The following is a 10,727-nucleotide window of genomic DNA, read 5'->3' as shown; positions in this document are numbered from 1 at the left end:
GCGACCCTGGTCTCCGACCTCACCGCCACACGATGATCAACAAGTACGGCGGTGAGGCGAACACACCTCACAGCCAATTACGCATCAGGTCGTAACTCCATGATCAACGGAAAAGGGTGGGGTGGGGGTGTCGAAAGGGGGGAGGGGTGTTCGTGTAGGGGGTAGGAAGAATCACGAAGGGGTGATCGAACATGCCGGAGTACCTGCTCAGCATCTACCAGCCCGACGGGGAGGCGCCGCCGCCGGAGGTGCTCGACCCGATCATGGAGAACCTCGCGACGCTGAACGACGAGATGCGGCGTACGGGTGTCTGGGTGTTCGCGATGGGTCTGCATCCGGCGAGCTCCGCCACCGTGGTGCGGCCGCGGGAGAACCTGATCACCGACGGCCCGTACGCCGAGGGCAAGGAGCACGTCGGCGGGTTCACCGTCATCCGGGCCGCCGATCTGGACGAGGCGCTGAGCTGGGGCCGGCGGATGGCGGCGGTGCTGACGTTGCCGGTCGAGGTCCGGCCGATCGCGTTCGAAGAGAAGTAGTGGCCGACGTCGAGGCGGTCTTCCGGGCGGAGTACGGCCGCGCGGTCGCCGTCCTCGTCCGGGCGTTCGGCGACATCGACCTGGCCGAGGAGGCCGTGCAGGACGCCTTCGCCGAGGCCGTGCGGCGCTGGCCGGAGACGGGTACGCCACCCAGCCCGGCCGGCTGGATCATCACCACCGCCCGCAACCGCGCGATCGACCGCGTACGCCGGGAGGCTCAACGCGACGCGAAGCACACCGAGGCGGCGCTGCTGCGCGCCGATTCCGGGACGGAGCACGAGTGGGGAGAGGGGAGTCCGGTGGACGACGACCGCCTGCGCCTGATCTTCACGTGCTGCCATCCGGCGCTCGCCGAACCGGCGCAGGTCGCGTTGACGCTGAAGCTGCTCGGCGGGCTCACCACGGCCGAGATCGCGACCGCGTTCCTCGTCCCGGAGCCGACGATGGCGCAACGCCTCGTGCGGGCCAAGGGCAAGATCCGCGACGCGCACATCCCGTACCGGGTGCCAGGGGACGCCGAGTTGCCCGATCGGCTGCGGTCGGTGCTCGCCGTCGTCTATCTCATCTACACCGAGGGCCACCTCGGCCGGGCCGAGCTGAGCGCCGAGGCGATCCGGCTCGGGCGGCTGCTCGCCGAGCTGATGCCGGACGAGCCGGAGGTGCTGGGGCTGCTGGCGTTGATGCTGCTCACCGAGGCGCGCCGGCCCGCCCGCGCCGATCGGCTCGTGCCACTGCCCGACCAGGACCGTCGGCTGTGGAACGCCGAGCTGATCGAGGAAGGACAGGACCTCGTCCGGCGTTGCCTGCGGCGCGATCAGCCGGGTGCGTACCAGATCCAGGCGGCGATCAACGCCGTCCACAGTGACGCGCGTACGGCGGGCCAGACCGACTGGTCGCAGATCGTCCAGCTCTACGATCAGCTCCTGATCGTCGCGCCCAGCCCCATCGCCGAGCTGCATCGGGCGGTCGCGGTCGCCGAGACCGACGGCCCGCGCGTCGCACTGTCCATCATCGACTCGCTGCCGCTGTCCGGTCATTACCTCTGGTACGCCGTCCGTGCCGATCTGCTGCGAAGGCTCGATCAGAAGCGGGCCGCCCTCTCGGCGTACGACATGGCCTTGAGCCTGGTGACGCAGCCGACCGAGCGGGCCTTCCTGAGCGCGAGACGCGCGGAGGTCGCCGCTTCCGGAGCGAATTCGCAGTGAATCTATGGCGGTGATCTCCACACTGCCGCCATGACTGACACGAGCACATTGCGCCGGCTGGTCTGGCTGTTCCCGGATCGCGAGTCGACCCGGATGAGCGGCAAGTGGGGCGCGGCGTTCTGGGACGCCTACGTCGACGTGGCCAAGAGCATGGACCTGTCCTGGGATCGGGTGGCGCCGGAGGCGGTGACCGTCGACGCGCTGGACCCGATGGCCGCGAAGTTCTACATCGACGGTGAGCGGGTGACCCCTGAGGACACTTTGTTCATCTCGTCCATCTATTCGCTGCCCTATCAGTCCGCCGACGTCTTCACCCAGTTCACCCTGTACGCCGTCCTCGAGCAGGGCGGCTTCTACCTGCCGCATCCGCCGAACCTGGCGGCGGTCTGCAACGACAAGATGGCGACGATCCTGATGCTCAAGGACTCGCCCGTGCCGCCGATCCCGACCGTCCGCATCGGATCGGGCCGTGACCTCGTCTACGACGAGTACGAAGTGGTCACCGAGAATCTGCCGTACCCGGCGATCGCCAAGCCGTCGGGCTGGGCGACGTCGCGCGGCATCAACATCGCGCGCGACTCCCACGACGTACGCGGACTGCTCAGCCTCGCCCAGGGCGGCGACACGGTGCTGGTCTTCCAGCCGTTCCTGGGCCACGGGACGACCGACTACCGGCTGCACCTGGTGGACGGCAAGGTGGCCGCCGTCCTGGTACGCCAGCCGGGGCCGGGCGCGCCCTATCCACAGTTCAGCACCGGCGCGAAGCTGTCCTACATCGACACTCCGCCGGAGCTGGAGGAGGCGGTGGCCTACTTCGCCGAGAAGTTCCCGGTGCCGTACCTGTGCATCGACTTCCTCCACGACGGCGAGAAGTTCTGGCTCTCCGAGATCGAGTTCGACGGCGCCATCATGTGCCCCGGACCGGAGTACGTGCAGATGCAGCGGGACACGATCCAGGCCCGGTTCGAGGCCTACCGCTCCGCCCACACCCGATTCCTCGCGCAGGGGCGGTCATGACGCTCGGGCGGCAGTTCAACCTGCTGTGGGCCGGGCAGACGGTCAGCAACGTCGGCGACAAGATCACCCTGTTCGTGGTGCCGACGGTGATGATCCTGCTGCTGCACGCCTCGGCGTTCCAGGTGGGCCTGGTCGGGATGGCGCAGTACCTCGCCATCCCGCTGCTCAGCCTGGTCGCGGGGATGCTGGTCGACCGGTGGAATCTGCGGGCCACCCTTGTCGCCTGCGACCTGATCCGGCTGATCGTCGTGCTCTCGCTGCCGGTGGCGTACTGGCTCGACGTGCTGTCGATCCCGCTGGTGTTCGCCGCCGTCGCCGTGCTCAACGCGACCTCGGTCTTCTTCAACATCGGCTACACCGCGACGATCGCGTCGATCGTGCCGGGCGACGGGCGGGTCAAGGCGTACGCGAACCTGGAGACCAGCCGGACGGCGTCCGAAGTGGTCGGACCGGCCATCGCCGGGGTGCTCTACCAACTCCTGGGCGTGGCGTCGCTGGTCATCGACGCGGCCACCTATCTGGTGTCGGCCGGGGCGATCCGGACCATGCAGCCCTACGGTTCGGCCGTCGAGCGCAAGGAGTCGATGTGGACCCGGCTCAAGCAAGGCGTCCGGCTGAACTGGCATGATCCGGTGCTGCGCCGGACGGTCCAGGGCACCCTGCTGGCCAATATCGGCGGGCCGATCTACGTCACCGTGATGCCGATGTTCGCGTACCGGGGACTGGGGTTGTCGGTCGGCGCCATGGGAGCGGCGATGTCGGTCGCCGCCGTCGGCGCGGTCGTCGGGACCTTCTTCGCCCAGCGGATCAGCCGCCGGATCGGGGCGGCCCGGGTAATGCCGTGGTCGATCTTCCTGCACTCGCTCGTCGGGCTCGGCATCCTCGCCGCACCCCTCTTGCCGGGCGCGATCGTCATCGGCGCGACGCTGGCGGCGTACGGGTTCTTCATGGTCTGGTACAACGTCAGCACCGCCGCCGTCCGGCAGGCCCGCGTACCGGTCTCGGACCAGGCCGTCTCGCACGCCGCCTTCCGCACGATCACCTGGGGCATCATCCCGGTGAGCGTGTTCGTCGGCGGCGTTCTCGTCGACCTGCTCGACGACGGATTCGGCATCCTCGCCGCCACGAAGATCACCATGGTCTTCGGCACGCTCATCGGCACCTTCTTCGCGGCGGTTCCGCTGTGGGCGGTGCATCGCCTGGTCACGGCGGCTGCCGCCGCGGACACCGATGAGCCCACCGTTGGAGTACAGGAGAAGGTGAAGGCGGCATGATCGTGCTCGTCACCGGCTGCTCGACCGGGATCGGCCTGCACACCGCCGTGGCGGCGGCGCAGGCGGGCTGGACCGTGGTGGCCACGATGCGTGACCTCTCGCGTCAGGACGCGCTGCTCGACGCGGCGTCGACGGCCGGCGTCGAGGTGGACGTCCGGCGGCTCGACGTCACCTCGTGGGAGTCCATTCAGGACTGCGTGGCCGCCGTGGTGGACAAGTACGGGCGGCTCGACGCGGTGGTCAACAACGCGGGCGTCGGGAACACCGTGCCGACCATCGAGATGGCGTCGCTGGACGCGTACCGGGCGAACATCGAGGTCAACTTCTTCGGCGTGGTCGCGGTGACGAAGGCCGCGCTGCCGCACCTGCGGGCCAGCCGGGGCCGCGTCGTGACCCTCGGCAGCACCCGCGGGCTCATCGGGCAGCCGTTCAACGAGGCGTACTCGGCGGCCAAGTTCGCCGTCGAGGGCTTCCTCGAGAGCCTCGCCCCGACCGCGGCTGGGATGGGTGTCACCGTCACGATCGTGGAGCCCGGACCGGTGCTGGAGACCGCGTTCGGGGCGAACACCGGCATCACCCGGGACTCGCTCATCGCCGACTGCGGGCCCTACACGGACGTGCTCGTCCCGTACCTCGATTGGGTGGCGAGCGGCGGGTATCCGGGCGCGCAGACCGCGCGCGAGGTCGCCGAGGTGGTCGTCGAGTCGCTGTCCGATCCGCGACCCCCGCTGCGCGTCCTCACCAGCACTTGGGCCAAGGAGTACGCGAGCCGCAAGCTGGCCGACGTGGACGGATCGGCCGTGCAGACGGCGGCCCGATCATGGCTCGGTCTGTCCTGACCGGGCCATCGGATGCGCTGCCGAGCTGGCGGCCGGTGCCTAGGATTCGCGGCATGATGCGTGCTCGCGTACTGGTGATCCTGGTGCTGGCCGCCACCGCGGTGGCGGGCTGTTCGCTGCCGTTCAGCGACAAGACGAAGACCCAGGTCACCCTGTCGGTGAGCGGCGACGCCGACCACTCGACGGTGGAGACGATCCTGCGCAACCGGGTCACCGGGGCGGGGATGCCGAAGCCGGGGTTCGCCTGGAAGGCGGAGGGGCTGGTCATGACCGTCCCCGGTGATCGGCATGAGGTGGACTTCGCCCAGCTCGCCGCACCGGGCGTACTGGAGTTCCGCAAGGTCGTCGTCCGGACGCCGGCCAGCCAGGACTGCGGCAAGCAGCCGAAGGCCAGCCCGCCCGGCGAGTCGATGATCGCATGCGACGCCGACGGCGTGGGGTACGGCCTCGACGTCGCGAAGGTCGTCCACTCTGACGTGGCCTCGGCGACCTATGAACGGGACCAGGCCGGGCAGCAGACCGTTCTGATCAAGTTCACCGGCAGCGGCCAGACCAAGTTCACCGACCTCAGCCGCGAGGCGGTCGGGAACTCGGGTTGGCCGGCGTGCGCGCAGGACGCCCTCGGCGGCAGCGGCAACTGCCTGGTCGCGATCGTGCTGGACAACAAGGTGATCTCCGCGCCCGAGATCATGTCGGTGCTGACCGGCGACGCGATGATCAGCGGCTCCTTCACCGAGGCGGAGGCCAAACGGCTGGCCTCGGTCATCGGCGCGCCCCAGCTGCCGGTCGAGCTGACCGTCGCCGGCGTCACCGTCACGCACTGACGCGGGCGGTTTCGCCGGAGGGCTGCGGCTCGGTTGCCACTTCCCGGCCTGCGTCGGGGGTGGACTCGCGGCGGCGGTTGGCCGCCCGGCGGACGTAGAGGAGGGCGGCCAGCGCCACGAGCAGGGGCCAGGCGAGGTAGAGCCCGGTCGTCAGGCTGAGGCCGAGGACGGTCGCCAACGCGACGACGGCCGTCCACCAGACGCCCGTACGCCGCGGCAGCAGCCGGAGTGCCGCCGCCGCGCCGACGGCGTACACGGCGACGAAGCAGCCCGTGGTCGCGAGCACCAGCGGGGCCGTGCCGACGCCGGTCGCGGCGACGATGCCGAAGCCACCGAGCCCGAGTGCGATCGTCACGAACAGGCTGCGGCGGGGCACCTCGCCCGACTGACTGCCCCGGGCCAGCCATGCCGGGAGCGCCCCGTCACGGCCGAGCGCGGCGCCGAGCTTCGCCGATCCGGCGGTGTAGGTGTTCATGACGCCGAGGGTCAGCAACACCGCGACGACGGCCGCCGCGGCCTTGGCCGGTCCGCCGAACCCGACTTCCAGCAGCTCGGACAGGGGAGCCTCGTTCGCGCCCGCCGCCGCGCCCAGGACCAGCACCACGGTCGCGGCGATCAGGAGGTAGACGCCGCCGACGATGACGATCGCGGCCGCTGTCGCGCGGGGGAGTGCCCGCGCCGGGTTGCGGAACTCGGCCGCCAGGTGCGTCACCGCCTCCCAGCCCGCGAAACTCCAGACGAGCAGGGCGGCCGCGGGGAACACGGCGAACCAGCCGTGCGGCGCGAACGGCGTCAGGTTGCTCAGCTTGGCGTGCGGCAGCGCGGCGATGGCCGTCACGAGCAGCAGGGTCAGCAGCACCCCGGCGAGGATCAGCTGCATCCGGCCGGAGACGCGTACGCCGAAGTAGTTGGCCAGGCCGACGGCGGCGAACAGGCCGACGGCGGTGGCGTACACGGTGACCCGGCCACCGCCGAAGGCGGCTTCGACGTAGCCGCCGGTGAACAGGGCGGCGGCGGGCGCGCCGGCCGGGGTGGCGGCGTAGAACCACCAGCCGACGAGAGCGGCTGCCCGGGGGCCGAACGCGCGGCGGGCGTACGTGGAGACTCCGCCGCTGTCGGGATGACGCGCGCCGAGTGCGGCGAACGTGGCGGCCAGCGGAATCGATGCCAGCACGAGGCCGAGCCAGGCCAGCAGCGACGCGGGCCCGGCGACCCGGGCGGCGAGGGCGGGCAGGGCGATGACGCCGGTGCCGAGCACGGCGCCGACGTAGAGGGCGATTCCCTGGACGGTGGACAGGTGGCCGGTCGGGGTCGCCGCCGGGGCCGCCTTGGTTTCGGTGAGCGTCACCCGCACAGCCTCGCGCTCGCTGGTCAGGCCGGACCAGTGACAGGAATGCCATAGTGCGATAGATTTCTGCCATGGGCAAACCGCACGTCGTCGCGGTGGCCGTCACCGACCACGCGCCGATCTTCGAACTGGCCATCCTCTGCGAGGTCTTCGGCATCGCCCGGCCCGACCTGGCCGACCCCTGGTACGACTTCCGGCTGTGCGCGGCGCATCCAGGGCCGATCCGAACCGCACAGGGCCTGATCGTGCAGACGCCCTACGGGCTGGACGACCTGGTCGCGGCCGACACCGTGATCGCCGCCGCGATGCACCGGCCGTTCCAGGTGACGCCGCCGCCGTCGCTGGTGAGCGCCCTGCAGGAGGCGTACGCACGGGGCGCCCGGCTGGCGGGGATCTGCAGCGGGGCGTACGCGCTGGCCGAGGCGGGCCTGCTCGACGACCGCCCGGCGACCACGCACTGGATGTACGCCGAGGAGTTCGGCGTCCGGTATCCGGCGGTGAAACTCGACCCGGACGTGCTCTACGTCGACGACGGCCAGATCCTGACCTCGGCGGGCACCGGGGCCGGCATCGACCTCTGCCTGCACATGGTCGCCACCGACTTCGGGGCCACGGTGGCGAACACGGTGGCCCGCCGGATGGTCGTGCCGCCGCATCGGGACGGCGGTCAGGCGCAATACGTCCAGGCGACGCGCTCGGTGCCGCCGGGGGAGGCGAGCCTCGGGCCGGTGCTGGACTGGGCCCGGGAACACCTCGCCGACCCGCTGACCGTGGCCGACCTGGCCGAACGCGCCCGGCTCGGGCAGCGTACGTTCGTGCGGCGGTTCGCCGAGACGACCGGCACCAGCCCGTTGCGCTGGCTCACCATCGAACGCGTACGCCTCGCCCAGCAGCTGCTGGAGACGACGGACCAGCCCGTCGAACGGATCGCCGGCGCGGTCGGCTTCGGCACGGCGGCCAACCTGCGCCAGCACTTCAGCCGGGCGACCAGCGTCTCGCCGCAGACCTATCGCAAGGTCTTCCGCAGCCGCGTCTGACCATCGCGCCGGCAATGCTGGTTCGGCCGGCATCTCGCCGCGCGAAAGGCCCATGGCCGGGCATGATGATCAGTGCTTGTGCACCGTCTCCGACGCGGGCAGCCGGGGCGTCGCCTCCGGCTCCGTCTCGTCCGCCGGTACGCCGACCCGCACGGCGAGGTACGGCCAGCCGAGGTAGGACAGCGTCCGGCGCAGGATCTGGCGGCCCGCCGGAACCTCGACCGGTTCGCTGATCGGCATGATCCCGAGGCCGAGGCGGACGGCGGTCAGCCACAGCGCCGACAGTGCCTCGCCACCGCGCAGCCAGCCGAGCGGATTGTCCTCGTCGCCGTAGAGCAACCCGTAGGACGCCGACTTGTCGTGGTTGTCGCCGATCTGGAGGCTCCCCGAACCGGAGAACTCCCGGCTCGGGACGTTGGTCTGCGGCGGCCGGGAGGGGATGACCTCGTCGGGGAGGCCGAGTTCGCGGCGCTCACCACCGGTCCACTCGGACAGCTCGTTCTGGATCGTCGGGTCGGCGGCGTCGATCTCCGCCGCGTGGGCGGTCGCGCTCGCCAGGTCGTCGACCTGTTCGACGTGCAGCAGCTGGAGCCGGGCGCCCTCGGCGTACGCCGCCGCGGCGAGGGCCTGCAGGGCGTCGGAGGGCACCGGGCGGTTCGCGACCGGCCGCCGGTCGGTATGCCGATGCCCGATCGTGCGAAGCAGCTGCTCGGCCTCGGCCGTGATCGGGATCGCGCCCGCCAGCCGGATGCGGGCCAGCAGGTCGCCGTCGCCGTCGGGGAAGCGGTCGACCTCGGCCTGCCAGCCCCAGCCGGCCAACGCCAGCCGGGCGTGGTGCAGGGAGGTGCCGCAGCTGATCGTCAGCATGCGGCCTTCCGGATCGGTCGCGGTGAGCTGGCGAGAGCGTTCGGCGTACAGCTCCAGGCGGTCGCCGTCGACCTCCCAGCGCCACGGCTGGGAATTGTGGATCGAGGGCGCGGCCGAGGCGGTCTCGGCGGCATGGGCCAGGATGTCGGGAACGGGCGCGTCGGTGTTCGTGTTGGCGGCCATGGGGTGATTGTTTCCCGGATCGGCGCGGACCACGCGTCGTTTGCGGGCAATCGGAGACCGCGCCCGGTGGCGGAGAAGATTCCGGACAGGCCGATCGGCCGGCATCTCAGGCGCTCACCCCCATAAGCGCCGAGGCCGACCGATCGGTCTTGACGAGCGGCGCCAACCTCCCCCGTTGACGGTAGGCATCCACCCATCCCCTATATGCGCTGTGCCCGGCGCTCACGTGATCAGCGGGACCTGCTGATCCAGGCGTCCGCACCCGATAGGTGCTGCGAGCGATATGCGCTTGTGCCTACGACCATAACCGCAGGTCACGCCGGTTGTCCACACCCTGCGAACACAAAACATTACTGATAGTGATTTACGCTGGGAGTGAGCTCCAAAACGCCTCAACGGCCTCACCTGTCACAGGGGCTGAGTAGGCTCGATCACGTGGAGCCTTTCTTGGTCCAGGTCACCGTGCGCGGCTATGAGCTGGACACCCAGGGACACCTCAACCAGGCCGTCTATCTGCAATACGGCGAGCACGCCCGGTGGGAGTGCCTGCGGGCGGCCGGGCTGTCCCAGGACCGGCTGATCGCCAGCGGCGTCGGGCCGGTCGCCCTGGAGGTCACCGTGCGGTACCTGCGGGAACTGCGGGGCGGCGACGTGGTCGACGTCACCTGCGAGTTCGAGTGGGGCGAGGGGAAGACCTTCCGCATCCGGCAGGATCTGCGCCGGCCCGACGGCACGCCGGTGGCGGAGCTGACCGGGGTCGGCGGACTGCTCGACCTGACCGCGCGCCGGCTGGTCACCGACCCGGCGGGGCGGTTCCGCGCCCTCGCGACGAAGCCCGAGCTGATGGGTCTGTAGCGGCGCGGGCGTCACCGGCGGGTGATGCGAAACCCGACCAACCGGAGTACTCTCACCGCTACGACGCCCGTTCCGGATGTGTTCCCCCGTGCGCACCCGGCCGGGCGTCGCTTACTTCCTCGATCACCGCCCACTCTGTTCAGTGAACGCACTGAACAGATTGCGAAAAGGTTGCGGCCGGGATAGCGAAAGGGTGACGAGCCCTCCCGCGCGCTCACACGTCCGGTAGAAATACCCTCATGGCAGATCGGAACGCGAACATCCTGCTGTCCACTGAGGACCTTGTGGCGGCGGTCAAGACGTTCGCTTCGGCGCACGGCGGAGGCAAAGCCGCCGTGGAGTACCTCGGCAAACGTGGCGCACTGGTCATCGTGACCGGTGCCGACGGCGAGGAGACGCAGCTGCCGACGACCAGCATCGAGGTCGCCCGCGACGCCTGCGGCCAGGCGGGTGTCGCCGTGGACAACGGGTGGGACAACGAGCTGACGGACCTCATCCGGCCCAGCAACGACCTCTGGCGGTCGCGGGGCCGCAGCATGTCCCGCTGATCTCGCCAGCCGGCCTCTCTAGCAGACCTCCCCGAAGCGCCGTCCCGCCGGGCCGCCCACCCCAGACTTCCCACCGGATCAGGGTTCCAGGTCGAATCATGCGTCATGATTCGACCCAGATCCCTGATCCAGCGCGCAATGCGGCCAGCGCGCAATGCGGCCAGCGCGCAATGCGGCCAGCGCGCAATGCGGCC

The 10,727-nt window shown here is 70.4% G+C and carries 11 protein-coding genes; 9 read left to right on the top strand and 2 right to left on the bottom strand.

What is annotated here, in order from left to right; all coding sequences use genetic code 11:
• Positions 1 to 191: 191 nt before the first annotated feature.
• From AB0M47_RS39965 to AB0M47_RS39940, 6 genes are read left to right on the top strand one after another with little or no spacing between them, the layout of a single operon-like run.
• Complete coding sequence (locus AB0M47_RS39965; protein WP_253752852.1) at positions 192 to 536, top strand: YciI family protein; 345 nt, start codon at positions 192 to 194, stop codon at positions 534 to 536.
• A complete protein-coding gene (locus AB0M47_RS39960) occupies positions 536 to 1,741 on the top strand; it encodes a sigma-70 family RNA polymerase sigma factor (protein WP_363423528.1) in 1,206 nt (401 codons plus the stop codon). Before AB0M47_RS39965 ends, AB0M47_RS39960 begins: the two co-directional genes overlap by 1 nt.
• Positions 1,742 to 1,771: 30 nt before the next feature.
• A complete protein-coding gene (locus AB0M47_RS39955) occupies positions 1,772 to 2,758 on the top strand; it encodes a hypothetical protein (RefSeq protein ID WP_363423526.1) in 987 nt (328 codons plus the stop codon).
• Entirely contained in the window at positions 2,755 to 4,032 is a 1,278-nt protein-coding gene (locus tag AB0M47_RS39950; protein WP_363423524.1) for an MFS transporter, read from the top strand. The genes AB0M47_RS39955 and AB0M47_RS39950 overlap by 4 nt, the downstream gene beginning before the upstream one ends.
• Entirely contained in the window at positions 4,029 to 4,871 is an 843-nt protein-coding gene (locus tag AB0M47_RS39945; protein WP_363423522.1) for an SDR family NAD(P)-dependent oxidoreductase, read from the top strand. Before AB0M47_RS39950 ends, AB0M47_RS39945 begins: the two co-directional genes overlap by 4 nt.
• Before the next feature lie 53 nt (positions 4,872 to 4,924).
• Positions 4,925 to 5,695, top strand: coding sequence for a hypothetical protein (locus AB0M47_RS39940; protein WP_363423520.1), 771 nt, complete (start codon positions 4,925 to 4,927; stop codon positions 5,693 to 5,695).
• On the opposite strand, the gene AB0M47_RS39935 is transcribed toward AB0M47_RS39940, so the two are convergent.
• Positions 5,685 to 7,043, bottom strand: a complete 1,359-nt coding sequence (locus tag AB0M47_RS39935) for an amino acid permease (RefSeq protein WP_363423518.1) — start codon at positions 7,041 to 7,043, stop codon at positions 5,685 to 5,687. The two genes, AB0M47_RS39940 and AB0M47_RS39935, sit on opposite strands and share 11 nt — an antisense overlap.
• A gap of 71 nt (positions 7,044 to 7,114) precedes the next feature.
• Here AB0M47_RS39935 and AB0M47_RS39930 point away from each other — a divergent pair, with 71 nt between their 5' ends.
• A complete protein-coding gene (locus tag AB0M47_RS39930) occupies positions 7,115 to 8,080 on the top strand; it encodes a helix-turn-helix domain-containing protein (protein WP_363423516.1) in 966 nt (321 codons plus the stop codon).
• A 69-nt stretch (positions 8,081 to 8,149) separates the two neighbouring features.
• Here the strand turns inward: AB0M47_RS39930 and AB0M47_RS39925 are convergent, their stop codons facing one another.
• Complete coding sequence (locus AB0M47_RS39925) at positions 8,150 to 9,130, bottom strand: nitroreductase (protein ID WP_363423514.1); 981 nt, start codon at positions 9,128 to 9,130, stop codon at positions 8,150 to 8,152.
• Between the two features lie 435 nt (positions 9,131 to 9,565).
• Between AB0M47_RS39925 and AB0M47_RS39920 the strand changes: the two genes are divergently transcribed.
• Both AB0M47_RS39920 and AB0M47_RS39915 read left to right on the top strand, forming a co-directional pair.
• A complete protein-coding gene (locus AB0M47_RS39920; RefSeq protein WP_363423512.1) occupies positions 9,566 to 9,985 on the top strand; it encodes an acyl-CoA thioesterase in 420 nt (139 codons plus the stop codon).
• Between the two features lie 239 nt (positions 9,986 to 10,224).
• Entirely contained in the window at positions 10,225 to 10,533 is a 309-nt protein-coding gene (locus AB0M47_RS39915; protein ID WP_253752839.1) for a hypothetical protein, read from the top strand.
• Positions 10,534 to 10,727 lie beyond the last annotated feature (194 nt).

The sequence above is a fragment of the Hamadaea sp. NPDC051192 genome (assembly GCF_040682475.1).
Lineage (GTDB): Bacteria > Actinomycetota > Actinomycetes > Mycobacteriales > Micromonosporaceae > Hamadaea > Hamadaea flava.
This window is presented reverse-complemented; position numbering and strand designations above follow the sequence as displayed.

Excerpts from the sequence above, each read along its gene's own strand:
- AB0M47_RS39945 (WP_363423522.1), top strand. The coding sequence starts at position 4,029 with ATGATCGTGCTCGTCACCGGCTGCTCGACCGGGATCGGCCTGCACACC.
- AB0M47_RS39930 (WP_363423516.1), top strand. The coding sequence starts at position 7,115 with ATGGGCAAACCGCACGTCGTCGCGGTGGCCGTCACCGACCACGCGCCG.
- AB0M47_RS39965 (WP_253752852.1), top strand. The coding sequence starts at position 192 with ATGCCGGAGTACCTGCTCAGCATCTACCAGCCCGACGGGGAGGCGCCG.
- AB0M47_RS39950 (WP_363423524.1), top strand. The coding sequence starts at position 2,755 with ATGACGCTCGGGCGGCAGTTCAACCTGCTGTGGGCCGGGCAGACGGTC.
- AB0M47_RS39925 (WP_363423514.1), bottom strand. The coding sequence starts at position 9,130 with ATGGCCGCCAACACGAACACCGACGCGCCCGTTCCCGACATCCTGGCC.
- AB0M47_RS39915 (WP_253752839.1), top strand. The coding sequence starts at position 10,225 with ATGGCAGATCGGAACGCGAACATCCTGCTGTCCACTGAGGACCTTGTG.
- AB0M47_RS39955 (WP_363423526.1), top strand. The coding sequence starts at position 1,772 with ATGACTGACACGAGCACATTGCGCCGGCTGGTCTGGCTGTTCCCGGAT.
- AB0M47_RS39940 (WP_363423520.1), top strand. The coding sequence starts at position 4,925 with ATGATGCGTGCTCGCGTACTGGTGATCCTGGTGCTGGCCGCCACCGCG.